General features: G+C 43.5%; 19 protein-coding genes. 16 read left to right on the top strand and 3 right to left on the bottom strand.

Going from position 1 to position 24,706, the window contains the following annotated elements:
• The first annotated feature begins 3 nt into the window (after positions 1 to 3).
• The 3 genes from ACEN9X_RS20790 to ACEN9X_RS20800 all read left to right on the top strand — a co-directional run bounded on the left by ACEN9X_RS20790 (position 4) and on the right by ACEN9X_RS20800 (position 4,789).
• Entirely contained in the window at positions 4 to 1,404 is a 1,401-nt protein-coding gene (locus ACEN9X_RS20790; protein WP_413666956.1) for an alpha-L-fucosidase, read from the top strand.
• 158 nt (positions 1,405 to 1,562) lie between these two features.
• Positions 1,563 to 4,037, top strand: coding sequence for a glycosyl hydrolase family 95 catalytic domain-containing protein (locus ACEN9X_RS20795; protein WP_413666957.1), 2,475 nt, complete (start codon positions 1,563 to 1,565; stop codon positions 4,035 to 4,037).
• Positions 4,034 to 4,789: a GDSL-type esterase/lipase family protein gene (locus ACEN9X_RS20800; protein ID WP_413666958.1), complete on the top strand. Its 756-nt coding sequence runs from the start codon at positions 4,034 to 4,036 to the stop codon at positions 4,787 to 4,789. Before ACEN9X_RS20795 ends, ACEN9X_RS20800 begins: the two co-directional genes overlap by 4 nt.
• Positions 4,790 to 5,189: 400 nt before the next feature.
• Here ACEN9X_RS20800 and ACEN9X_RS20805 read toward each other — a convergent pair whose 3' ends face one another.
• The gene (locus tag ACEN9X_RS20805; RefSeq protein ID WP_146750446.1) at positions 5,190 to 5,456 is read right to left on the bottom strand and encodes a CHC2 zinc finger domain-containing protein; all 267 of its coding nucleotides are present in this window, start codon (positions 5,454 to 5,456) and stop codon (positions 5,190 to 5,192) included.
• Between the two features lie 163 nt (positions 5,457 to 5,619).
• Between ACEN9X_RS20805 and ACEN9X_RS20810 the strand changes: the two genes are divergently transcribed.
• The 9 genes from ACEN9X_RS20810 (at position 5,620) to ACEN9X_RS20850 (ending at position 14,157) form a co-directional block, all read left to right on the top strand.
• The gene (locus ACEN9X_RS20810) at positions 5,620 to 6,021 is read left to right on the top strand and encodes a hypothetical protein (protein ID WP_413666959.1); all 402 of its coding nucleotides are present in this window, start codon (positions 5,620 to 5,622) and stop codon (positions 6,019 to 6,021) included.
• Positions 6,022 to 6,103: 82 nt separating this feature from the next.
• The gene (locus ACEN9X_RS20815; protein ID WP_413666960.1) at positions 6,104 to 7,360 is read left to right on the top strand and encodes a PQQ-dependent sugar dehydrogenase; all 1,257 of its coding nucleotides are present in this window, start codon (positions 6,104 to 6,106) and stop codon (positions 7,358 to 7,360) included.
• Between the two features lie 262 nt (positions 7,361 to 7,622).
• Complete coding sequence (locus ACEN9X_RS20820) at positions 7,623 to 8,072, top strand: GNAT family N-acetyltransferase (RefSeq protein WP_413666961.1); 450 nt, start codon at positions 7,623 to 7,625, stop codon at positions 8,070 to 8,072.
• Between the two features lie 126 nt (positions 8,073 to 8,198).
• On the top strand, positions 8,199 to 8,567 hold the full coding sequence (locus ACEN9X_RS20825) for a hypothetical protein (RefSeq protein ID WP_413666962.1): 369 nt from the start codon (positions 8,199 to 8,201) through the stop codon (positions 8,565 to 8,567).
• Positions 8,568 to 8,611: 44 nt separating this feature from the next.
• Complete coding sequence (locus ACEN9X_RS20830; RefSeq protein ID WP_091214541.1) at positions 8,612 to 9,085, top strand: Dps family protein; 474 nt, start codon at positions 8,612 to 8,614, stop codon at positions 9,083 to 9,085.
• Positions 9,086 to 9,197: 112 nt separating this feature from the next.
• Positions 9,198 to 9,893: a LytR/AlgR family response regulator transcription factor gene (locus ACEN9X_RS20835; RefSeq protein WP_413666963.1), complete on the top strand. Its 696-nt coding sequence runs from the start codon at positions 9,198 to 9,200 to the stop codon at positions 9,891 to 9,893.
• 97 nt (positions 9,894 to 9,990) lie between these two features.
• Positions 9,991 to 12,198, top strand: coding sequence for a response regulator (locus ACEN9X_RS20840; protein WP_413666964.1), 2,208 nt, complete (start codon positions 9,991 to 9,993; stop codon positions 12,196 to 12,198).
• Between the two features lie 243 nt (positions 12,199 to 12,441).
• Entirely contained in the window at positions 12,442 to 13,635 is a 1,194-nt protein-coding gene (locus ACEN9X_RS20845; protein ID WP_413666965.1) for a sensor histidine kinase, read from the top strand.
• 168 nt (positions 13,636 to 13,803) lie between these two features.
• Positions 13,804 to 14,157 (top strand): SnoaL-like domain-containing protein, encoded by a 354-nt coding sequence (locus tag ACEN9X_RS20850; RefSeq protein WP_413666966.1) that lies wholly within the window; start codon positions 13,804 to 13,806, stop codon positions 14,155 to 14,157.
• On the opposite strand, the gene ACEN9X_RS20855 is transcribed toward ACEN9X_RS20850, so the two are convergent.
• Positions 14,147 to 15,415, bottom strand: coding sequence for a Na+/H+ antiporter (locus tag ACEN9X_RS20855; RefSeq protein WP_413666967.1), 1,269 nt, complete (start codon positions 15,413 to 15,415; stop codon positions 14,147 to 14,149). The genes ACEN9X_RS20850 and ACEN9X_RS20855 overlap by 11 nt on opposite strands.
• A 139-nt stretch (positions 15,416 to 15,554) precedes the next feature.
• Here ACEN9X_RS20855 and ACEN9X_RS20860 point away from each other — a divergent pair, with 139 nt between their 5' ends.
• Both ACEN9X_RS20860 and ACEN9X_RS20865 read left to right on the top strand, forming a co-directional pair.
• The gene (locus tag ACEN9X_RS20860; RefSeq protein WP_413666968.1) at positions 15,555 to 18,917 is read left to right on the top strand and encodes a glycosyl hydrolase; all 3,363 of its coding nucleotides are present in this window, start codon (positions 15,555 to 15,557) and stop codon (positions 18,915 to 18,917) included.
• Between the two features lie 414 nt (positions 18,918 to 19,331).
• Positions 19,332 to 21,092 carry an alpha-L-rhamnosidase C-terminal domain-containing protein gene (locus ACEN9X_RS20865; RefSeq protein ID WP_413666969.1) on the top strand — a complete coding sequence of 587 codons (1,761 nt, stop codon included), beginning with the start codon at positions 19,332 to 19,334 and terminating at the stop codon, positions 21,090 to 21,092.
• Positions 21,093 to 21,095: 3 nt separating this feature from the next.
• Here the strand turns inward: ACEN9X_RS20865 and ACEN9X_RS20870 are convergent, their stop codons facing one another.
• On the bottom strand, positions 21,096 to 21,467 hold the full coding sequence (locus ACEN9X_RS20870) for a VOC family protein (RefSeq protein ID WP_413666970.1): 372 nt from the start codon (positions 21,465 to 21,467) through the stop codon (positions 21,096 to 21,098).
• Positions 21,468 to 21,723: 256 nt separating this feature from the next.
• On the opposite strand from ACEN9X_RS20870, the gene ACEN9X_RS20875 reads away from it, so the two are divergent.
• Positions 21,724 to 22,863, top strand: coding sequence for an XdhC family protein (locus tag ACEN9X_RS20875; RefSeq protein ID WP_413666971.1), 1,140 nt, complete (start codon positions 21,724 to 21,726; stop codon positions 22,861 to 22,863).
• Between the two features lie 407 nt (positions 22,864 to 23,270).
• On the top strand, positions 23,271 to 24,563 hold the full coding sequence (locus ACEN9X_RS20880) for an NAD(P)/FAD-dependent oxidoreductase (RefSeq protein WP_413666972.1): 1,293 nt from the start codon (positions 23,271 to 23,273) through the stop codon (positions 24,561 to 24,563).
• Positions 24,564 to 24,706 lie beyond the last annotated feature (143 nt).

A 24,706-nucleotide genomic window follows, 5' to 3' on the forward strand; every position in this document is an offset into this window, starting at 1 on the left:
ATCATGTTTAAGTTAAGAGCTATATGCTTCATAGCGCTTTGTGCCGCTTCACTCTCACTAAAAGCACAAACAGCCCGGCAGCCTGTAAAACCGCTTGCCCAGCTTCAGCAGGAATTTGTCGACCTGCGCTTTGGTATGTTCATCCACTTTAACATCCCAACCTACATGGATCAGGACTGGGCAGATCCGGATGCCTTGCCAACTATCTTCAATCCTAAAAAACTGAATTGCGACCAGTGGGCGAAGGCGGCAAAATCGGCTAACATGACCTATGGTTGTATCACTACCAAACATCACAGCGGTTTTTGCATCTGGGATACCAAAACAACTGATTATAATGTGATGAACAGTCCGCTGAAAAAGGATGTTGTTAAAGAATATGCCGATGCTTTCAGGGCTAATGGCTTAAAGGTGTTTTTATATTACTCCATATTGGATACCCACCACAGGTTGAGGCCAAATATGATCACGCCAAAACATATTGATATGGTTAAAGCGCAGATCACTGAGCTGATGACTAAATACGGTGAAATTTCGGCCCTGATCATTGATGGCTGGGATGCCCCATGGTCAAGGATCTCGTACGATGATGTACCGTTTGAAGAGATCTATACACTGATAAAATCATTGCAACCAAATTGTTTGGTAATGGACCTTAACGGTGCCAAATATCCTGCCGAAGGCATGTATTATACCGATATCAAAACTTACGAAATGGGGGCGGGACAACGTGTATCAACCCAAGATAACCGCATGCCGGCAATTGCCTGTTTGCCACTGCAAGCTAACTGGTTTTGGGAAACAAGCCATCCAACAACCCCGGTTAAGGAGCCTGCCAAACTCGTTAATGAGATCCTGAAGCCGTTGAATAATGTCGACTGCAATTTTATCCTGAATGTTGCTCCTAACCGTGATGGCTTGTTTGACGATAACGCCCTTGCTGCGCTTAAAGAGATTGGCAAGCTGTGGAAAAATGAAGGCCCGGTGGCTAAACTTTCTAAGTTGGATGCGCCTATTATTTCATCAAATATTGCAAAAAATCAACCGGCAAGCTCAAGCTGGAGCGATGATTCGGCCATTATGGATTTTGCTAACGATGACGATTTCCATAGCTCATGGGTATCAAACCCAACGGTTAAAAATCCATGGTACGAGATAGATTTTAAAAAGGACCAGGCGCTGAACACTATTGTTATAGCTGAGGAAAAACCTAACATTTCACACTACCGCCTGGAGTATTACCTGAACGGGAGCTGGAAGCCATTGTTTGATGGTGAAAATGCCAGTAAGATTAAAGTTCACCGTTTCGACAGGGTATGGGCCGGCAAAGTTCGGATCTTGATAGATAAGGCTGATCACCAGGTATCAATAGCCGAATTCCAGGTTTATAACGAAAGAAGATAATATACTATAACTGACCTACTACTTACTAAGGAAGACCCGCCCGCAAGGCGGGTTTTTTCATATGCTGTACTCCGTTTTGTATATTAAAATGCCAATAAGCATTATTTTTTTATCGCTGTTGCATTGTTATACTTGTAAAAACAATTTTAACCTATTTTATGAACCAGGGCCTGAAAACAACACTCCTGTCTGTAGTTTTGCCACTATGCATGCAATTGGTTGTGCCAAACGCAAACGCGCAGAATAATACTTTATGGTATAAGAAACCCGCAAAAGTGTGGACAGAAGCTTTGCCAATAGGCAATGGCAGATTGGGTGCCATGATTTTTGGCGGTGTTGACGATGAATTGCTGCAGCTCAATGAATCTACGCTATGGTCGGGCGGGCCGGTGAAGCAGAATGTAAATCCGGATGCTTTTCAATATTTGGGGCAAGTGAGGGAGGCGTTGTTTAAAGGTGATTACCAAACTGCGCGCGACCTTACTAAAAAAATGCAGGGCATATATTCTGAGAGCTATCTGCCAATGGCTGATCTGCATATCAAACAATCATACAATGGAGTTAACAGCGCCAATTACTACCGCGATCTGAATATCGGTAATGCTGTTGCCACAACAAAATATACAGTTGGCGGGGTAAACTACAAACGCGAGATTTTTGCTTCGGCGCCTGATAAGGTAATTGTTATCCGGTTTACGGCGGATAAGGCTAAACAGTTAAATCTTAAAATAAATACCAATAGCCAGCTTCATTTTCAAAAAGAAGTGCTTAACGCCAACGTATTGCAGCTAAGTGGTAAAGCTCCGGCGCATGTTGAGCCAAGCTATGTTGATTCGAAAAATCCGATAGTTTATGCCGATGATGATAAGTGCAGGGGCATGCGTTATGAGGTGTTGGTAAAGGCCGTAAGTAACGACGGTAAAATAACTGCCGATACAAGCGGTATCACCGTTAAAGGGGCATCAAGTTTAACGCTGTATGTTACTGCTGCCACCAGTTTTAAAGCCTATAACCAATGCCCTGATGGCGACGAAAAGGTTGCTGCCAAAAATCTTGATGAGGCTACCGCCAAACCTTACGCGCAATTGCTTGCCGCTCACCTTGCCGATTATCACCATTTTTTTAATCGCGTAAACCTTAAGCTTAATGACAACAAAGGGAGTCACACCGAATTGCCCACCGATGAAAGGCTTGGGCTTTATAATAAAAACCAGGGTGGTGATCCGGGCATTGAAGCGTTATATTTTCAATATGGACGTTACTTGCTGATCAGTAGCTCGAGAACGCCGGGTGTACCTGCTAACTTGCAAGGGATCTGGAATAAAGAACTACGCGCGCCGTGGAGCTCCAATTATACCAGCAACATCAATGTGCAAATGAATTACTGGATGGCGGAGGATTGCAACTTATCTGAAATGCACCAGCCTTTATTTGAGTTGATCAGGGGATTATCTGAAACCGGGACCGAAGTTGCCAAAGATTTTTATCATGCTAAGGGCTGGGTAACACATCATAATACGGATCTTTGGGCATTGGCCAATCCGGTAGGCAATCTTGGACATGGCGACCCTGCCTGGGCTAACTGGCCAATGGGCGGCGACTGGCTTACCCGCCACCTTTGGGAGCATTATCTGTATACCGGCGATAAAGAGTTTCTGAAAAATACCGCATACCCTTTAATGAAAAGTGCAGCCGAATTTACATTTGATTGGCTTGTGCCTGATGGTACGGGGCACCTGGTAACCGCGCCGTCTATGTCGCCCGAGAATGAGTTTATTTATGCTGAAGGCAAAAAGTCGGATGTTTCGGTTTCCACTACTATGGATATGGGGATCATTCGTGATTTGTTTGATAACCTGATCTCGGCAAGTAAAATATTGGGCGTTGATGCCGCTTTCAGGGATTCGCTCATTGCCAAAAAAGCTAAGCTGATCCCCTACCAGATAGGCAGCAAAGGCCAGTTACAGGAATGGTATAAAGACCAGGAGTCGCCCGACCCGCATCACCGCCATGTATCGCACTTATATTCTGTTTATCCGGCTAATGAAATTTCAATAGCGGCCAACCCTGAATTAGCTGCGGCAGCGAAACGAACGTTAGAATTAAGAGGAGATGAAAGTACCGGCTGGAGCCTGGCCTGGAAGGTAAACCTTTGGGCCCGGTTAAGGGATGGCAATCATGCCTACAAACTTTACCGAGACTTGCTGCGCCTAACCGGCGAAAGTGGCTATAATTACAGTGAGGGTGGGGGGCTTTATCCAAATATGTTTGATGCGCACCCGCCGTTTCAAATAGATGGTAACTTCGGCGGCACCTCTGGTTTGGCCGAAATGCTGTTGCAAAGTCAGAACGGTAATGTACACCTGTTACCAGCCCTGCCCGACGCCTGGGCTAATGGCGAAATTAAGGGTCTTGTGGCGAGAGGGGCCTTCGTGGTTGGCATGAAATGGGCAGCAGGTAAGGTTATAACTGCGGATTTGTTGTCAAAGGCAGGCGGCACATGTCATGTTATTTCCAAATCAAAGCTTAGTGTTAAAGGTTCAAATGCCACTCCCGTTAAAGTAAAAGATGGGTACGAGCTGGTGATAAATACTCAAAAAGGCAAGTCGTACCAATTAGTGAGCAGTTTATGAGCAACAGCAGGAGAAACTTTTTAAAGAAAGCATCAATGGCCGGGGCTGCAATCCTGGCTACACCCGGATTATCATCAGCATCAATAAAAGATGAGCAGTATCTGCCTGATGATGGTGTGGGAAAAAATTTCCTGTTTCAAGGCGACTCGATAACCGATGGTGGCAGGAGTTATGATAGAGACTGGAACCACGTTTACGGCCAGGGCTATGCGTACCTGGTAACAGCCCGCATCAATTTTGACTATCCCGGCAAGGACTACCAGTTTTTTAACCGGGGTATCAGCGGGAACACCATAAATGATCTTGCAGCACGCTGGCAAAAAGATACACTTGATATTAAGCCCGATGTATTGAGTATACTGATAGGGATTAATGATGTGCACCATGTAATCACGCAAGGGGATAAGGCAACAGCCGATGATTTCGGAGCTGCCTATGACCGGCTGTTAACCCAAACAAAAGCCGCATTGCCCGATGTTAAGCTGATCTTGCTGGAGCCATTTATCCTGCCGGTAGGTATGGTAAATAATAATCCTGATTTATGGGCGTCAGAAGTGCAAAAGCGGCAGGTAATAGTTAAAGCGCTGGCATCAAAATTTAATGCCATTTTTGTGTCTTTGCAGGATGTTTTTAACAAAGCCCTGCAAAAAGCCAAAGCCGATCACTGGATTTGGGATGGCGTTCATCCTATGCCTGCCGGGCATGAGCTTATTGCCCGGGAGTGGATGAAGGCGGTTAAGAAATTATATTAAATCTGCGTTTTGCGCATTTAAAATTACTTAAAGCGTCATTGCGAGTATCCAACAGAAAGCCCCCGGAAAAAACCGTGATGACATAGAAAAAATATATTTTAGGGGATGTGTGAGGGGCCGCGTTAGGGATTGCAGTGAAAAGCCCGCAGCGTGTGTAGGGGGTGCGGGTAGGAAAGGCGAGGACTTGTAACGGAAAGCCCGGGCCGCAGGCAACGCCCATGTTATCAAAATGATCATGGTTTTTTACTTGATAATCAGTAGTTTAAAATCATGTCATTATGGGGCGCAAAGCAATCCCAAACTATGCGGAGCGAACCTGCTAATCGGGAATCGCTTCGTACCAGACATTGACAACACCCAACAACTGAGAAGAAGACAGGCCTGTCTTTTTTTATAAAACTTAATTACTTCCTGCTATCATTTGAATAGCTTCTTCGCGGGTTTTGTGTTCAATGGCCATTACAAACTCAACTGGGCCGCCGCCTTTACCGCAGCCAAAACATTGAAATATGTTTTTTTCGGGCGATACCATGAGTGATGTCGCCTGGTCTTTATGAAAGGGGCAGCGACCTTTTAAATTTCTCCGGCTTTCTTCAAGCAACACATATTTTGAAACAATTCGTACAAGATCGGCCTGTACCGGCGACAGGGAATGAGATGCAGACATGTTGGGCAATAGAATTTTAATTATCAGGCTGCGAAAATAAATTATTACCCGAATTGAATTAACGGTTGTTGAAAAAAAGGCTTCAGAAACTGTATTCACAGCTTTTTCTGAATTTTGTAGCGTTAAATAATTTGCTTTCGTAATTAACTGAAAACCTAAAATTATGAAACAATTACTTGCCTTTATTTTATTGCTGGCTGCTGCTATAAGTTCATGCAAAAAGACTGATAATAACCAGGCGTTAAAACTAAATGGAACTTATGCCGGTACTTTTCAAAGAAAGGCTTCGGGTACAGGTATGGTATCAAACGTAAGTTTCAGTTTTACTGATGATACATGGAATGGCCAATCAAGTGTAGTCAAATATCCGGCCTTAAATCATGGTTCATTTATTATAAACGGCAGTAAGATAAACTTTAAAAATGAATCTGCCTGGACTGCCGAGTTCGACTGGTCGCTGATCCTGAACGGGGGGTATGACATTAAGATATCAGGTAATGCTGTAACCATCTCTAAAACCTACAGCAATGGCACGGCAGATGTTTATACGCTCACAAAACAATAAATATAACGTAAATATTACGGGGGATGGGGTAGTACTATTCAAAAAGCGAATCGTTAAATTAGCCTAACCAAAATCTGCTTTTATGAATCAAAGAACAACCTTGTTACTACTGAGCTTATCATTGCTAACTGTAGGTGGGCTTGCCTCGTTCAGGTTTATCAGGAATGATCCACATCGTGCAGCCAATGCCGGGCTTAAAATTCCCGATGGCTTTAATGCTGCTATCATAGCTGATAATTTAGGCAGTGCCAGGCACATGGTGGTAACACCGGCCAATGATATTTATGTGCATTTGGAAGGCCTAAAAAGCGGTAAAGGCATAGTTGCTTTGCATGATAATGGTGACAAAGCCGATATCAAAACCAGTTTTGGCAATTTTGCCGGCACAGGGATCCGCATAAGCAACGGTTATTTATACGCATCGTCAGATAAGGCAGTGTTTCGCTTTAAATTGAATGAGAAACAGGAAGTGCTTGATCCCGAACATCCCGAAACGGTGGTAAGCGGCCTGGTATCAAAACGTGCACATAAGCCCAAAGCAATAGCGTTTGATAATGAGGGCAACCTGTATGTGAACATTGGTGCCTACTCAAACATCTGCTCCGAGTTTGATCCGCAAAAAAAGGGCTGCCCGATATTGGACTCGGCGGGGGCTATCTGGAAATTTAAAACTGATAAACTAAATCAAAAGCAAAGCGATGGTATCCGTTTTGCATCAGGCTTGCGCAACGTGGTTGGCCTTGATTGGAATCAGCAGGATAACCAGCTTTTTGTAATGCAGCACGGCCGCGATGCCCTGCACGATTTGTTCCCGAAATATTATACCACCCAGCAATCGGCCCTGTTACCTGCCGAATGCATGTATGCCCTCAAACAAGGCGACGATGCTGGTTGGCCATACATGTACTATGATGATGTAAAACACAAAAAAATGTTAGGCCCCGAATACGGCGGCGATGGCGAAAAGGAGGCAGACGCCAAATACTTGAACCCTGTAGCAGCCTACCCTGGGCACCTCGCCCCCGATGGCTTGTTGTTTTACACCGGTAGCCAGTTCCCCGAAAAATATAAAAACGGCGCATTCATAGCTTTCCACGGCTCGTGGAACAGGGCGCCTGAACCGCAGGCAGGTTATTTCGTGGTTTTTCAACCATTTAAAGATGGAAAGCCAGATGGTAAATGGGAAGTGTTTGCCGATGGTTTTGCCGGCACAGCCGAAGAAACTTCGCCGGGTAAAGCCGAGCACCGACCCTGCGGACTTGCACAAGGGCCTGATGGTTCCTTATATGTAAGCGATGACGTTAAAGGGACTATTTATAAGATCACTTATAAAAAATAAAGATTGTAGCCTTACAAAGAAGCCCAACTTGTATAAAGCAGGTTGGGCTTTTGTTTTATCCCCATTCGTCGTGCCGAATTTATTTCGGCAACTCACAAGCTAAGTTGAACAATGCCTGGCAACTAGCCTGTCCTATGGTTCCCGATTCGCCGGAGGGCGGACGTGGTGACGTGATTCTTTTCCATATCTACAGAAATAATTACTTTAGCCACCACAAGCAAAATTGCGTCTTCGCGCCTTTGCGAGAGAAAAATCAAATCCCATGAACTATACCCAAATCTGCAAGCCCTTCCATGATCTAACAGTTACCGAGCTTTATCAGCTATTAAAACTCAGGAGTGAAGTGTTTGTAGTTGAGCAAAATTGTGTGTTTTTGGATGCCGATGATAAAGATTACGCCTGCCATCACCTGTTGTTGTTTGATGATGCACAGGAGCTGGTGGCCTATGCACGTATTGTGCCCGCAGGGAAATCATATGCCGAAGCATCAATAGGGCGGATAGTAAGCAGCAAAAAGGTACGTGGTACAGGTGTTGGCAAAATATTAACCCAGGCGGCTATTAATGCTGCTAAAAATCTTTATGGCGATGTGCCTATCCGCATAGGTGCCCAATATTATGCGGTTAAGTTTTATGAGCAGTTGGGCTTTAAAATGGAGGGCGAAATTTATGATGAGGACGGTATCGATCATATTGAAATGATCAGGGCCTGATAAAACGTTTAAACATCATCTGCATAAAAATACTTTTTAACGATTGCTTTTGCCTGCTCAACGAATTTGGCATATATCTTAAGTGCAGGGCCGTTAATTTTATGTCATAACCTTTAAAGCTGTGCCATGAAAACATTGCAGTTACCACCCGATCCAAGAGACCTTGCTAAAAACAAGACCCACGAAGCAGACACCGAACTGAAGAAAGCTTCGGTACAGCCGACGGCTAGGTATTCACAACCCGTTTTAGATAATTTTTTGAAGCGGTTTTTTCCCGATGATTCCCCGGAAAACCTGAGCACTACAGAGGCAGTGATTCGCGGGGCTTTAGTGTTTACTATGCCCGTACTGTCATCTATTGACTGGAATTATCATACTCATGCCATGATTATCATTGCCCCTGTAATATTTTACCTTGAGGTAACAGCATTTACGCTATATTGCCCAGTGAAAAGGCTGTTTAGTAATTATACTCATCCATCAAAATATGAGTAAGTTATAAAACAAAAGAGCTATCAACCACAAAAAAACACAATATCATGAAAACAAACATCGGAATTAACGAAGCCGACCGCCAGGCCGTTTCAGATCAGTTAGCCAAATTATTAGCCGACGAATTTGTACTGTACACCAAAACCCGTAATGCCCATTGGAATATTGAAGGTCCGGACTTTCACTCTATGCACGTTTTTTTTGAGCAGCAATACAATGAGCTTGACGAAATAATGGACAGCGTAGCTGAACGGATCCGCAAAATTGGTCATTACGCGCCTGCTACTTTAACCCAGTTATTACAACTTACTCATTTAACCGAAAAGCTTGATCATAAAAATGATAGCCTAGGCTTTTTGAAAGAGCTGCTTGAAGACCATGAAAGCATCATCGAATTTATCCGCGGTAATATCGATCCTTTTGTTAGCAAATATAATGATGCAGGTACCAGTGATTTTATTACCGGCCTGATGGAAACCCACGAAGGAATGGCCTGGATGCTTAGGTCACATTTCAGATAAGATCCCCGTTTTTAAATAACCGCTTTTTGGCTCAAATGATCTCCCGGATGCAAACGGGAGGTCATGAGCGAAAAGTAAAATGATTATCTTAGCAATATTATTCATCCTGCACATGACAAGTTTAATTGTTGATGATAATCCCATTGCCCGCGCTACATTAAGCCACTTGGCCGGCCAGGTTAATGACCTGGATGTTATTTGCGAGTACTGCACGGCCATGGAGGCATATAATCATCTTCAGAACCAAAATGTCGACCTCCTGTTCCTGGATATCGAAATGCCCGGAATGGATGGTTTAGAACTTACCCGTAACCTTAAAAACAAGGATATTGTTGTAATTTTTACTACCTCAAAAAAAGAATACGCGGTTGAGGCCTTTGAGCTCAATGTAGCCGATTACCTGGTTAAGCCCGTTACGCCCGGCAGGTTTTTACAAGCCGTTAACAAAGCGCGTGAAGTGCTGGAAAGCCGTAAAGAAGATGCGCCGCTTAAAAACGACGAGTTTATTTTCGTACGAGATTCAAATATCACCCGCAAACTGATGCTCGATGATATTTTGTATGCCGAAGCTATGGGCGACTATGTTAAATTTTATACCCCCAAAAAAGAATACGCCATACATGGTACGCTAAAGTCGGCCGAAGAAAAACTGCCATCATCAAAATTTATCAGGGTACACCGCTCATACATTATTGCACTCGATAAAATTGACACCCTGCAGGACGGGGGCCTGGTGATTGCCGGCAAGTTTTTGCCCGTTGCTGATGCTTACCGCAAAACGCTGAACAACCGGATGAACGTTTTTTAGCTATCGATAGGCTGGTGCGGTTTAACGATTGTTTTGCCTTGTTGAACGATTTGTGTAATTAGAATAAATTTAACACCTGCATATTTACTTGTCACCAATGCGTTCAGCGTCATCAGTAATGGCTAATAAAAAGTTTGCTTATCTCATACTGGCATCATTTGTTGCAGGTACAATTTTGCTGCTGGTTATTCAGTATAATTTTTCACAAAACATGCAGTCGATGCGTAAGGGTAATGAAAGCCTGCTGCGCGAACTGCATACCAGTAACCACCTGCGCGAAATTGACCGCGACCTGCTGGGGGTTGAGGCCCGTATCAGGGCAGCTATTGCAACAGATGATATCTCACACCTGGAAGGTGTTGATGCCAAGATCAAGGCTGTTAAAGACTATCTTGATTCGCTTCGTGGCGGCAACCACAACCCCATGGTTAAACAGTACCTCGACAGGCTCAATATTTTAGCCGATGAAAAAGTAAGGATCAAGAATGATTTACTGAAGCATTACTATAAAACGGGTAATATGAATGATACCAGTTTTATAGCTAACCCGCGTGCCCGCCGCATCTCCAACGAAATCACTGATATAACGCATAAGATTTATGACAATCGTCAAAAAATGATGGATGAGCTTAGTGTGGCTGTTATCCATAACAGTACCCGGGCCCGTATGTATGGCAATATGCTCATGATATTCATGTTTTTAAGCGGCGGTACTTTATGCTGGTTTATTGTAAACCAGTTCAGGCAGCAAAACAGGCTGATCAACAGACTTAACGATTCGGAAAAAACCGCACGTGAGGCGCTGCTTATCAAAGAGAATTTTTTGGCCAATATGAGCCACGAAATCCGTACACCGCTTAACTCCATACTGGGTTTTACCAATTTGCTTAAACGCCGTAAAATTGATGCCGATGCCGGCGAATTTGTCGGCTCGATTCAAAAGGCAGGGGAAAACCTGCTGGCGATTATTAATGATATCCTCGACCTGTCAAAAATTGAGGCGGGCATGATGCGCATTGTACATTCGCCGTTTAGTGTACGCGGTTTGATAGATTCTATCGAAACATTGTTTAATGAAAGGATCAAAGAAAAAGGGCTTATTTTTAGTAATAAAATAGCACAGGATGTGCCCGATACGCTTATTGGAGATGCGACACGTTTAACCCAAATTTTGGTAAACCTGATAGGTAATGCTTTGAAGTTTAGCGAGCGTGGTTGTATCAGGGTAGAGGTTTACAACAAACAGATAAGTGATAAAACAATTAAGCTTGGCATAAGGGTGGCCGATGATGGTATCGGTATTCAAAAGGACAAGCTGACCTCCATATTTGAGCGTTTTAACCAGGCCGAAGATTCTATTACCCGTAGCTACGGCGGTACAGGGCTTGGGCTTTCAATAGTTAAAGACCTGGTTGTTTTGCAACTTGGAGAAATAGAGGTAACCAGTGAACCGGGAAAAGGCACCGAGTTTAATTTTTATATCCCATACACTATTGCTGATAATCAGGTTACCGGGCACATTGACGAAGAAGCGTTGGATTCGGAAGTGAAAATAAGCCACGACTTAAATATTTTGGTAGTTGATGATAATATCATGAACCAAAGCCTCATGAAGCATATGCTTACGCAATGGGATGCCGGGTTTGATGTAGTATCAAATGGCGAGGAAGCGATTAGCAAACTAAAATCGGAAGCTTACGATGTTGTGCTAATGGATATCCAAATGCCGAAGATGGATGGATATACAACAACCTATCATATTCGCAACGACCTTAAACTGGAGATACCTATCATTGCCATGACAGCCCATGCCATGGCCGGCGAGCGCGAAAAATGCCTGAGCCACGGTATGAATGAATACATTGCCAAACCGGTAAATGACGATGACCTGTTTAAACTGATCGTGAAGTTTGTACCCGGAGCGTCGCGTTCGGAAAGTCAGGCTGTTATTAATGAGTATAATTACCGGTTTATCGATCTCAATTATATGAAAGAGATCAGTAAGGGTAATATTGAGTATGAGAAACTGGTTACCTCACAATTTATTGAACTTACTTTAGCTGATGTGAGCGCGCTTAAAAATATGTTCAGTGCCGAAGATTTTACCGGCCTGAAAGACATTGCGCACAACATGAAAACAACGGTAGCCATTATGGGCTTGCTTCCTACATTGGAAGCCGATTTGGACGAGCTTGAACAGGCGACCACAGCCGATACCGAAACTTTAAGGCTCATCAATGATATTACAGCGGTATGCCTGAATGCCATTGATGATGCCAAACATTTTTATGGTACGCTGGTGTAGGTTTTCTATTGTAGAGACGCATCACATGCGTCTGCCGTATACTGGCCGAAGTTTAGCGGTAGCGTAACTTCGGCCAGTGTAAGACGCAATTATGCGTCTCTACAATTTCTAAAAGGTTCAAAATATACCTGCCTAAATCCACCAGCCCTTCACCGACAGTTTTTGCCCGTTCAACGAATCCCATAGCGATGGGTTTAACAGGAGCCTTAGTTTTATAATAACAAAAACTATCGCTCAAAGCTTATGGCAACATTAATCGCAACCCCACAACAATTAACCAAAACCAACGCCCAGCTCGCTGCATTTGGCAATCCCGGTAATTTTATTGAGCCGATTTTTCCGGGTAAGGTTTTAAATCCCTACGCTTTTTTGGTTGATATTTCCGAAAAGGCACATACCCGCGAAATGGCCATAACCAATATGCTGGCTTCGGCAGGGATAGGTATGTGGAGTTATGGAGTTTACAGTAAAAAGTTTCATTTATGCCCCGTAGCCAGTGGCTTTTTGGGCATGAAGGGAAGCAGCACTTTTGGATTGGGAGTATTGATGCAAAAGTTGATACAATGGAACCAAAAGCATGTTTTAGATACGGCTAAATCGGCATGCCGTACCCAGCGGGAATTTGAAACCGAGCTGCATATAAATACTATCGATGGTTGTCATAGCCGCTGGCTTAAAATAACCGGAAAGCTTTATTGTAGTGATGGATTGGCTATGAAAATGATGGGAACCCTAACTGATATTACGGCGGCTAAACAGGAAGAGATCCGCAAAAATGATTTGATGGCGTTCCTTAACCATGAATTACGTACGCCATTAAGTACCATTAAGTTATATATTCAAAATACAGCCCGTGTTGCCCGGATGGAAAACAACAAACAGTTGGAGGATAAAATGCTCAAAGCGGATCAGCAAACGGTGAGCATGACGCAGTTGATCAATAATTTTTTAACGTTATCACAGGTTCAGGATGCAAAGCTAACCTTACAAAAAAGCAGTTTTAACCTGGCCGAATTGGTAAAGCATGTGGCAACTGATATGATGGTACTTTATCCAGACAGTAAGTTCAAACTGAAAGTATCAAAAGCTGTTTGGGTTACTGCTGATTACGACAAACTGGCGCAGGTATTAGTAAATTATGTAAATAACGCGGTAAAGTTCTCGCCGGTAAAAAGTGTAATTGCGCTGGCTTGCAGCTCAATTAATGGAGAAGCTATTGTTACCGTGGAGGATAAAGGCAGGGGGATTAAACTGGTTGATCAAAAACTATTGTTCTGCCGCTATTCCCGTATTCATCATGAAAACGCTTCCGGAGCAAAAGGATATGGATTAGGCCTGTACCTTTCACGTGAGATCATTGAAAGCCATGGGGGAGAGGTTGGAGTAAATAGCGAGTATGGTAAAGGCTCGTCGTTTTATTTTAGTTTGCCTTTATAGTTATTCGTTAGGCTGATATCATTTAATTTAAAATCGACTTGATGAAGCCGGCCGGTGCCGCATGTTTTTATATCATTTCTGTATCATTCTTTGCTTTTGGTAATTGCATGTTGTGAAAATTGACATACTATTACTGCCGATTCATATCATCAACATACATCTAACACAATGAGTACCATAACAGAAATTGCCAATCGCTTAGCTTCATTATGCAATGAGCTTAAATTTGTTGAAGCCTATACTGAGTTATACGCTGATAATGCCGTAAGTATCGATCCCGTCAATAAAAATGAGCCGATAACCGGCCTTACGAGTTTAATAGAATATGAAAACCGGTTTCTTGCAAATGCTGAAATTCATAGCGTTAATGTATCTGAGCCCATTTTTGCCGGAAGTTATTTCAGTCTGGTTTTTTCCATGCATTTCACTGCAAAAGGACAGGGAACTAAAACTGTTGAAGAAATATGCGTTTATAAAGTTGAAATGGGAAAAATCGTTAGTCAGCAGTTTTTTATAGGTTAGTTGATGCTGAGGGGTATTCCTTGGTTAGCCTTTTCACCAGCCAGGGTAAACTAAGGCCCTGGCCAATTAACGTAAACAACACCACGACAACCGAAATAAATATAATAGCATTTCGTTCAGGAAAAGGATTGCCGTCGGCCAACGTGGCAGGTAAACCAATGGCAATAGCCAATGATACTATCCCACGCATGCCCGACCAACTGATGATGAGGCTGCTTTTGAAATCAAGCAGGGCATCTTCAGTTATTTTATGTTTTCCTTTTTTGAAGGCATTTTGCAGGTTTACTTTCTGAAGAAAAACACGCACCATCCGTAATGCCAGCGCAGCAATAGTGATCAAAAAGGAGTAACCCACATAAGGCCAAACCTGCGCTTTCGGGATGCTTTTGATCACATACGGGAATTGCAGACCGATAAAAATAAAGATCAGCCCGTTTAGTAAAAAGATTATGATATCCCAGATTGATTTGGATTGTTGTTTTAGTTTTTCGGGGAAAACTTTGGCGCTGAAACGGGCAATACTCAACCCTAAAATAACCACAGCAATAACGCCGGATACGTGAACGTGCTCGGCAACAAGATAAGTTACAAAAGGCATCAGGAGCATAAAGCTGATCGTAACCAGATCATTTTTATGCACCCGTTTAATAATGAACGCCAGTATTTTCCCCATCACCAAACCAACCAGAAATCCACCGGCCATCAGTACAAAAAAATCCAATGTTGCCCGCCAGAATATAAAGGCAGCACCCGTTACAGATGCAACAGCAAAACGATAGGCTACCAATGCCGATGCATCATTCACAAGGCTCTCGCCTTCTAAAATGGTATTAGTGCTATGTGATAAACCAAGGCCTTTAGTAATACTCATGGCTGCCACCGCATCCGTAGCCGAAAGGATAGCACCTAAAACAAAAGCCAGCGGCCAGGTCATACCCGGTATAATGTAATGGGCTAATACTGCAATGCCCGAAGCCGTAATAAACACCAATGAAATAGCCAGCGTACCTATGGTATTAATATTTGTTCTGAATGTTTGAAAGGAAATATTGAAAGCGGCATCATACAGCAATGGCGGCAAAAATATCAGGAAAACAATTTCGGGATTAAGCTCAATATCGGGGATAGACGGAACAAAACCTACCGCGATACCTGCTACGATCAGTAAAATTGGATAAGGCAGTTTTACTTTATCGGCCAGGGCCGACAGTCCGATCATCACAGCAAGGATAAATATAACTATAGTGTAGTTTTCCATAAACAGCTACGCTTTTACTAAAATCGGGCAATTTAACGGGATGGTGCTTTTTCAGTCGTTCATCAGTCAACCATCAGGTATGTAAAGATGTTATTTTGGTTCGATAACATCATATATTTTTAAGACAAGATAGTACAGGATGCCAAATCATGATGAAAACTTTAGTATTGTTTTAATTATAAACTTAGCAGCTTTCACGTACAAAGCCTTATCATCCGGACCTGTGGGTTGGGTGGTTGAAAACATTCTAATCTTCCTGATGCAAAATATCTATAAAAAAACCGCAGTCATACTGCTCATGTTTAATGCCCTTGGTTTAAGTACCAAAAGTTTTGCTCAAACCAAAACCATTAAACAAGATAAACTTTACAGCGGTTTTAAAACCACTCCCGATTCTGTTCAAACAAGTGTATACTGGTATTGGATCTCCGGAAATGTCTCTAAGGAGGGTGTTGTTAAAGATCTTGAATCGATGAAAAAGATAGGCATCAACCGGGCATTTATCGGTAATATCGGGTTGGATGAAATTCCTTATGGAAAAGTAAAATTGTTTTCGGATGAGTGGTGGGATATCATGCATACAACGCTTAAAACTGCTACCCGGCTCAATATAGATATCGGCATCTTTAATGGCCCGGGTTGGAGCCAGTCGGGCGGGCCCTGGGTTAAGCCGGAGCAATCTATGAGGTACCTCACTTCGTCATCATTGACGGTAAAAGGTCCGGTTAGCCTTGATAAGAAATTGGAGCAGCCTCAAAAGCAGTTTCAGGATGTAAGAGTAATCGCGTTTCCAGCGCCGGTGGGCTATGGTGAACATATGGTGAGCTCATTTATCAGTTCCTTACCTGTTGATCCGCACGCTAACAACCTGATCGACGGTGATCAAAATACGATATACACTATTCCTAACGATCCAAAGCCCACTGTAACTATCGATGCCGCTTCGCCATATACGGCGAGAAGTTTTGTGTTTTACCCGGCGCACAAGGCGCTAAGGTTTGAAGGCGATATCCAGGCCCGCGATGCCGCCGGCAATTATCAAACTGTTAAACACTTTGTGATTGACAGGAGCAACACCAATTTAAACGTAGGGTTTAATCCTTATTCGCCCGCCGCTGTTTCTATCCCTGCCACAACAAGCCAAAGTTTCAGGATTGTATTTAACAATGGTTCGCAGGGGAGCGATATAGCTGAGCTTAAAATTTCGGCGTTGCCCCATGTAGAGAACTATGCCGAAAAAACTTTGGCTAAAATGTTTCAAACGCCGCTGCCATACTGGAAAGAATATCAATGGAAACCGCAGCCGGTAATTGATGACCAACAATATGTGATCGATCCGCAAAAGGTTATCGATATATCCAAATATATGCAGGCCGATGGCACCCTGAAATGGGATGTACCTGCTGGCAATTGGATCATCATGCGCACTGGTATGACACCAACTCAGGTTACCAATGCCCCGGCGCCGCCCGAAGGTCGTGGTCTCGAAATTGACAAAATGAGCAAAAAGCATATCGAAGAACATTTTGACGCTTTCCTGGGACAGATCCTGAAACGCATTCCCGCGGCCGACCGCAAAAGCTTTAAAGTAACTGTTGAAGATAGTTATGAAACAGGCAGCCAAAACTGGACGGACGATATGCTCAAAAACTTTAAAGCGAAATATGGCTACGATGCTTTACCTTACCTGCCGGCACTAAATGGCAGTGTGGTAGGCAGCCAGGATCAAAGCGACCGATTTTTATGGGATTTGCGGCGTTTTGTTGCCGATAAAGTTGCTTACGAGTATGTTGGCGGGTTGCGAGATGCAAGCCATAAGCATGGGCTTACCACCTGGCTCGAAAATTACGGGCACTGGGGCTTCCCGGGCGAGTTTTTACAATACGGTGGACAATCGGATGAAATAGGGGGAGAGTTTTGGAGCGAAGGTGATTTGGGGAATATCGAAAACAGGGCAGCTTCATCTTCGGCACATATTTATGGTAAAACCAAGGTTTCTGCCGAATCATTTACCTGTGCCGGTGGTCCGTTTTCGCGTTATCCAGCTTTGATGAAACAGCGTGGCGACCGTTTTTTTACTGAGGGTATTAATAATACTTTATTACATGTGTATGTAACCCAGCTCGCCGACAACAGGGTGCCAGGATCAAACGCATGGTTCGGTAATGAGTTTAACCGCAACAATACGTGGTTTTATGATATGGATCTGTTCATTAGTTATATCAAACGCTGTAACTATATGCTGAGGCAGGGTAACTACGTTGCCGATGTAGCCTATTTTATAGGTGAAGATGCGCCAAAAATGACAGGCATACGCGACCCCGAACTGCCGCAAGGCTATTCATTTGATTATATTAATGCGGAAGTATTGAATGGGAGGGCAAAAGTAGTGAACGGTAAGCTGGTACTGCCGGGTGGTATGAGCTACAGGCTGTTGGTATTACCAAAACTGGCCACCATGAGGCCCGAATTGCTAAAGACTATAACCAGGCTGGTTAACGATGGCTTAGCTATATTGGGCTCTAAACCGGAGCGTTCACCAAGTTTACAAAATTACGCTACTGCCGATGCTGAGATCAAAAAAATGGCTTCGGTACTTTGGGGCAACATCGATAGTGTTTCGGTGAAAACGCATCAATATGGCAAAGGATTGGTGATTAACGGCGTGGATATGCAACAGGCGCTTGATTTGCTTAAAGTTGTACCAGATTGTAAGTTTAATACTGTTGATCAGGCGTTGTTTATCCATCGCAAACTAACTGATGGCGACATGTATTTTATATCCAACCAAACTGCGCAAAATATCGATATTAATGCTGCCTTTAGGGCGAAAGGGAAAGCGCCCGAACTTTGGGATGCAACAACCGGCAACTGCCGTAACCTGCTCAATTATAAACAGGGCACCGGTATTACAACTGTGCCTTTGAAACTGGCTGCATATGAAAGTGCATTTATAATATTCAGGAAGCCTGCCAGTTCAAATCCGGTTAAGGGTGAAAACTTTCCTGATCAGCAGGTTTTGGTTGAGGTAAATACACCATGGCAGGTTACTTTTGATGTTAAAAGATGGGGGCCTGTCAACCCGGTTACCTTTGATAAACTGGTAGATTGGACGTTGAGGCCGGAGGAGGATATTAAATACTATTCGGGCTCGGCGGTTTATCATAATACATTTAATATCGCCCGGCTTGAAAAGAACAAACACTTGTTGCTTGATCTTGGACAGGTAAAGGCCATGGCCAAAGTAAGGGTAAATGGCATTGTTGTGGGCGGCGTATGGACGGCTCCTTATCAGCTCGATGTAACCGCTGCACTTAAACCCGGTAATAATACGGTAGATATTGAAGTAGTAAATACCTGGGTTAACCGTTTAATTGGCGATAGCAAATTGCAACCAAATGAACGCCACACCTGGACAACTGTAAACCCTTATAAACCCGAAAGTGCGCTTGAAGCTTCGGGGCTGACCGGGCCGGTGACTATTAAATCGGTTGTGTATTGAGAGAGAATATAAACATAACGATGTCATTGAGGAACCATCAGGGGAATCCTGAAAAAAAACGTGATGACGTATAAAATATATTTGGGCGGTGGTGTGCGGCGGCCGCGTTAGTGATAGGAGCGGATACCGGCCTTGTGGCTAATGCCTTGTGCAGTATAAGCGCATAGCACGGGCCGCAGGCAACGCCCATATCATAAAAATTATCAAAAAAAACATACTTAATAATCAATAACTTACAATTACGTCATTATAAGCGAAGCGAGGCAATCGCACGGAAGCATATCCGCTCTGTATAGCATGCGATTGCTTCGTCGTTCCTCCTCGCAATGACATGGATTTTAGTCCTTTCAATGTCTTTTTATTAGGCAGTTAAGGAGATAAGTAGTATCGAAGAATTTAAAAAAGTATTGTCACGTGAAGAAAACCCTCTCCATACTCATATTAGCCATTGCTGGCGCAATCTGCAAAGCCCAAAAACTGCCGCCGGTTTTTGACGCCAAACGATCTGCCGAAGCACAATCGACAGAAACAGTACGGAAATACTTATCGCCTGTACGCATCTTATGGAAATCACCTGATGCAGCAAGTAATATCACAAATGCCGAAAAGTTGCTGAAACTGGGCACCGGGCAGGCTGATCTTTCGGGTAATGATCTTTGTATCCTCCAAAGTAATGAAAAAGGTAAACCAGGTTTGCTACTTGACTTTGGCAAGGAACTACATGGCGGTTTACAATTAGTAACCGACCAGTCAAGAGGCGGCAAGCCGGTAAGGGTTCGCATCCGTTTTGGCGAGTCGGCAAGCGAAGCTATGTCAAATATTGATACCATAAAGGGGGCTACGAATGACCATGCCATGCGCGATATGATAGTGTCACTACCCTGGTTGGGTAAGCTGGAAGTTGGCAATACCGGTTTTCGTTTTGTGCGGATAGACCTGGTAGACGATAACAGCCAGCTTAAGCTGAAAGAAGCACGGGCTATTTTTATTTACCGCGATATCCCTTACCTGGGCTCATTTAAATGCAGTGATACCCTGCTCAACAAGATCTGGCTTACCGGCGCTTATACCGTGCATCTCAATATGCAGGATTACCTTTGGGATGGCATCAAGCGCGACAGGCTGGTATGGGTAGGCGATATGCATCCCGAAACATCAACCATTGCCGCTGTGTTTGGCGATAATGCAGTGGTTCCTAAAAGCCTTGACCTTGCCCGTGATATTACCCCATTGCCTGGGTATATGAACGGTATGGTATCGTATTCTATGTGGTGGATCCTGATCCAGCGCGATTGGTATATGCACACCGGCAACCTAAAATATCTGCAACAACAAAAAGTTTATCTTGTAAAGTTGCTAAACCAATACGCAGTACAGATTGATGACAACGGAAGTGAAAAGCTGGAAGGGGCTGGCAGATTTTTAGACTGGCCATCGAGCGAAAATAAACCTGCTATCCATGCCGGCTTGCAAGCGATGCTGGTAATGACCCTTAATGCAGGTGCAGAGCTTTGTAAAATACTGAACGAACCCGTTACAGCACAAAAATGCGAAGCCGCCGTTGCCAAACTTAAAACCAATGTGCCCGACGCCAATGGTTCCAAGCAGGCGGCAGCTTTACTGGGCTTGTCGGGTTTGTTGCCTGCTCAAAAGGCAAACGAGATCCTTTCGGCAGGAGGGGTGCATAATTATTCTACCTTTTTTGGTTATTATATGTTGTTGGCCAAAGCCAAAGCTGGCGATTACCAGGGCGGTATTGAGGCTATCCGCAATTTTTGGGGGCCGATGCTTAACCTTGGCGCTACGACTTTTTGGGAGGATTTTAATATCGACTGGCTACCTAACACTTCGCGAATAGATGAGCTGGTGCCCGATGGTAAAAAAGATATCCACGGCGATTACGGCGCTTACTGCTATAAAGGTTTCAGGCATAGCCTTTCGCATGGCTGGGCGTCGGGGCCAACGCCCTGGCTAACGGAGTATGTGCTGGGTGTAAAGGTAATAGCCCCCGGCTGCAAGGTGATTAAGATCGAGCCCCATTTGGGCGATCTGAGTTTTGCTGAAGGTACTTATCCAACCCCTTACGGCATTATAAAGATTAAACATGTTAAGCAGGCTAATGGAAAAGTGAAAACCACCATTAATGCGCCTGCCGCGGTTAAAATAATTCAATAGATATTACCGTTGTGGCTGGCAAAAACGAAGTGTATTGCCATCAATGTCGGTAACATAAAACTCGCGCGTTCCCCAGCTTTGGTCAGTTGGCCCCTGGTGAACGGGTGATTCTTTTTTTGCAGAGGTGTCCAATCCGCGCGAAACATAATATTTAAACCTGCTGTCCACATCATCTATCCAAACATTTATTACAGAGCCAAACAAACGGTCACTTTCATATACGGTTAACTGTAACTCTCCAAATTCGCTTATGAGGTCAATAACGCCGTCATCAGCTGTAGCTTCAGGGTATTTGAGCCTGAAATCAAGTACATTGGTATAAAAAACAACAGCTTGCCGCAGGTTGCGGCATTTAAAAACCGGAATCATTTTCATGGCGAAGCATTTTCTTAAAGTTAGCCGTAAATTTTTATCAATCGAAATATCTAAAATACCATAGTTGATATTATTGTACTTTTCACCGTTGCCGGATAAATTTGTTACCCTGCTATTGTTATTAAAATGCTACATTGGTATGGTTATAAGCTGTATACCTGTGTAGGTGAATATGCAGGTAGAATAAAGCAACCTCAACCTGAATGCGCAGCAATGTAAAATACCTGATAAACTGATATAAGCTGTAAAGCCGCCAATGAAAGAGATTATTGATATAGTTGCCGCTTATGATGAGGCCCATGCGCTTGGCAAAAAAACAGCGCTGGCTACCGTTGTACTGGTAGAGGGCTCTGCCTATCGCAGGGCTGGCGCGCGCATGCTGATCACTGAGGACGGGCAGCTTACCGGGGCTATCAGCGGAGGGTGTTTGGAGGGCGATGCCCTGCGCAAAGCCCGCCTGGTGATCATGCAGCAGCAGCCATTATTAGTAACCTATGATACAACCGACGATGATGACGCCAAATTGGGCGTAGGCCTGGGTTGTAACGGTATTATCCATATCCTTATTGAACCTATAACCGGCGATTTCAATAATCCCGTTAATTTATTAAAAGATATTATTGCTAATCGCCGCTACTCGGTATTGGTTACGATGTTTTGTATTGACGACAGGAAAGCGCCGCAACCCGGCACCTGTTTGTGTTTAACAGATGATAAATTGACGGTCACTCTGCCCGAAAGTGTACCGTACAGGGCTGCGTTAATCGCAAACGCGGAGCAGGTTTTAGGGCAGCAGCGATCTGAAATACAGGTTTACGAAGCAGGGGTGAATTACACGGCATTTATTGAGTATGTAAAACCGGCAATTTCGTTGGTGGTAGTAGGAGCAGGTAATGATGCTGTTCCTTTAACCCGCATAGCCTCGGTTTTGGGCTGGAACATTACAATAATCGATGGCCGGGCCAATTACGCGGTAAGCCAGCGTTTCCCATTGGCTAATCGTATAATCACTGCCAAACCAGCCGAGGTGCTGCAGCATATCGAAATTAACGATCGTACGGCGGTGGTTTTAATGACGCATAATTATAATTACGAAATAGCGCTGCTTAAAGAAATATTGCAGATCCAGTTACCTTATATCGGCATCCTTGGGCCCAAAAAGAAATTGGAGCGTATGCTGGCAGAGATTGAAGGCCCCGGCATTGTCATCAGCGAAGAACAATTGAGCAACATCTATGGCCCGGTGGGTTTAGATATAGGTGCCGAAGGGGCCGAAGAGATTGCTTTATCTGTTGCATCTGAAATTAAGGCGGTATTATCTTCCCGCCAGGGGTATTCGTTAAAATATAAATCCGCCTCAATTCATACTTCCTATATTAAATATCTGGTTAAATAGCCGTTTTTTATTTCAATTTATATTTTGTCAGCCATCTAATCCGATATTTTGTTTTTCGATTTCGCCGGAAAATACTTTAACTGTTTTTCTTTGCCTATTTGAAATAACTATTTTGAATGGGTATTTGTCATGTGCGGATCATTAATTGTATCCAATAGTAAAATCGGCCAAACTATCAGAATTTCAGTCTTTTTAAACGGTTATTACTTTGCAGTTTTGTAATTGTACCAAGGAGTAAAAACGGTGAAAACAGGCTGTTATTCAAGTGTGTAATAATTACACTAAGATGAAGCCATTTTCCATGAATATCGGTAAATTTATAACAGAAAACGAAAGGCAGTGCAAGCTGGAATAATTTTCAAATCGGGGCCCGATCCTGCGTACCTGCTCATAAACATTAAAGTATCATGACGAGTATAACACCAAACAGCGACAAAAAAAAGATAGTAATAGTTGGCGGCGGTTTTGCCGGCCTTAATATTGCTCAGCAGCTGTATAAAAATAAGTATTATGAAGTTACCCTGGTTGATAAAAATAACTTCAATTATTTTACACCATTGCTTTACCAGGTGGCAACCAGTTTTCTTGAACCCTCAAGCATCAGCTATCCGTTTCGTAAACTTTTCAGAAACAAAGGGTTGAACTTCCGTATGGCAGCCGTTGTTAAGGTTGATCCTGTGGCAAAGATCGTTTATTTAAGTGACGGTGAACTTCCGTACGATTATCTCGTCTTTGCAGCCGGTGCAAGTACCAATTTCTACGGTATTGAAAGCATCAGGCAAAACGCAATCTCCCTTAAAGAAATTGACGATGCGCTTCGCATGCGCAACAGCCTTATCAAAACAATGGAAAAGGCAGCTGTTACCACCGACCCTGCCGAACGCCGGAAGCTTTTAACCATAGTGGTAGCCGGCGGCGGCCCAACCGGTGTTGAAGTAGCTGGCATGCTTGCCGAAATGAAGAATTATATCCTGAAAAAAGACTATCCTGAACTGATAAATGCCAAAGGTAAAATTTATATTGTTGATGGTGGCCCTAACTTGCTTGCCCCCATGAGCGATAAAACCCACAAAGAAACTCGCCAGGCGCTGATTGACTTGGGTGTCGAAGTTAAATTAAATGCTCACGTAAGCGATTTTAGTGATGGTGTGGTAACCTTTGCCGATGGTGAAACGCTTGAGACCAAAACCCTCATCTGGGCTGCCGGAATTATCGCCAATACCTTTGAGGGGATTCCTGCAAGTAGTTTAGGTATAGGCCGCAGGATGATCACCGACGAATATAACCGGGTTAAAGATGTAGAAGATATATATGCTATAGGTGATATCAGTGTGCAAATAACCGATCCGATGTATCCAAAAGGACACCCGCAGTTGGCACAGGTTGCCATACAAATGGGCCGTAATACTGCTAAAAACTTTATAAATATGGCAAAAGGTAAAGCCATAAAGCCATTTAAATATTTTGACAGGGGTGATATGGCTATTGTTGGCAGGCATAACGCCGTTGTTGATCTGTTTAAACACAAAGTACACCTCAATGGTATTGCAGCTTTATTTGTATGGTTATTTATTCATCTTATATCATTGGTAAATTATAATAATAAGATTAAAACCTTATATAACTGGGCCGTGGCTTTTTTAACAAGGGATCAGGCGCTAAGGATGATATTCAGAGGAGGAGAAAACCGGACTGATTAATAATTATTTATTTGAGTATAATATTATTTTAAGTATTAAATCCGGTTTGCTTATTACATTTGTTCCCGAAAAAGGGGCAGGGCCTTGTGTAGGTTGCTGCCCCTTTTTATTGAGAAATGATGTTCGGGTTATTATAGTTTTTG

Origin of the sequence: Mucilaginibacter sp. Mucisp86 (genome assembly GCF_047324315.1) — a bacterium.
GTDB lineage: Bacteria > Bacteroidota > Bacteroidia > Sphingobacteriales > Sphingobacteriaceae > Mucilaginibacter.

Coding starts and splice junctions, on each gene's coding strand:
- ACEN9X_RS20835 (WP_413666963.1), top strand. CDS start 9,198: ATGACAAGTTTAATTGTTGATGATAATCCCATTGCCCGCGCTACATTA.
- ACEN9X_RS20800 (WP_413666958.1), top strand. CDS start 4,034: ATGAGCAACAGCAGGAGAAACTTTTTAAAGAAAGCATCAATGGCCGGG.
- ACEN9X_RS20860 (WP_413666968.1), top strand. CDS start 15,555: ATGCCAAATCATGATGAAAACTTTAGTATTGTTTTAATTATAAACTTA.
- ACEN9X_RS20825 (WP_413666962.1), top strand. CDS start 8,199: ATGAAAACATTGCAGTTACCACCCGATCCAAGAGACCTTGCTAAAAAC.
- ACEN9X_RS20845 (WP_413666965.1), top strand. CDS start 12,442: ATGGCAACATTAATCGCAACCCCACAACAATTAACCAAAACCAACGCC.
- ACEN9X_RS20795 (WP_413666957.1), top strand. CDS start 1,563: ATGAACCAGGGCCTGAAAACAACACTCCTGTCTGTAGTTTTGCCACTA.
- ACEN9X_RS20820 (WP_413666961.1), top strand. CDS start 7,623: ATGAACTATACCCAAATCTGCAAGCCCTTCCATGATCTAACAGTTACC.
- ACEN9X_RS20815 (WP_413666960.1), top strand. CDS start 6,104: ATGAATCAAAGAACAACCTTGTTACTACTGAGCTTATCATTGCTAACT.
- ACEN9X_RS20805 (WP_146750446.1), bottom strand. CDS start 5,456: ATGTCTGCATCTCATTCCCTGTCGCCGGTACAGGCCGATCTTGTACGA.
- ACEN9X_RS20850 (WP_413666966.1), top strand. CDS start 13,804: ATGAGTACCATAACAGAAATTGCCAATCGCTTAGCTTCATTATGCAAT.
- ACEN9X_RS20855 (WP_413666967.1), bottom strand. CDS start 15,415: ATGGAAAACTACACTATAGTTATATTTATCCTTGCTGTGATGATCGGA.
- ACEN9X_RS20840 (WP_413666964.1), top strand. CDS start 9,991: ATGCGTTCAGCGTCATCAGTAATGGCTAATAAAAAGTTTGCTTATCTC.
- ACEN9X_RS20875 (WP_413666971.1), top strand. CDS start 21,724: ATGAAAGAGATTATTGATATAGTTGCCGCTTATGATGAGGCCCATGCG.
- ACEN9X_RS20830 (WP_091214541.1), top strand. CDS start 8,612: ATGAAAACAAACATCGGAATTAACGAAGCCGACCGCCAGGCCGTTTCA.
- ACEN9X_RS20880 (WP_413666972.1), top strand. CDS start 23,271: ATGACGAGTATAACACCAAACAGCGACAAAAAAAAGATAGTAATAGTT.
- ACEN9X_RS20810 (WP_413666959.1), top strand. CDS start 5,620: ATGAAACAATTACTTGCCTTTATTTTATTGCTGGCTGCTGCTATAAGT.
- ACEN9X_RS20790 (WP_413666956.1), top strand. CDS start 4: ATGTTTAAGTTAAGAGCTATATGCTTCATAGCGCTTTGTGCCGCTTCA.
- ACEN9X_RS20870 (WP_413666970.1), bottom strand. CDS start 21,467: ATGAAAATGATTCCGGTTTTTAAATGCCGCAACCTGCGGCAAGCTGTT.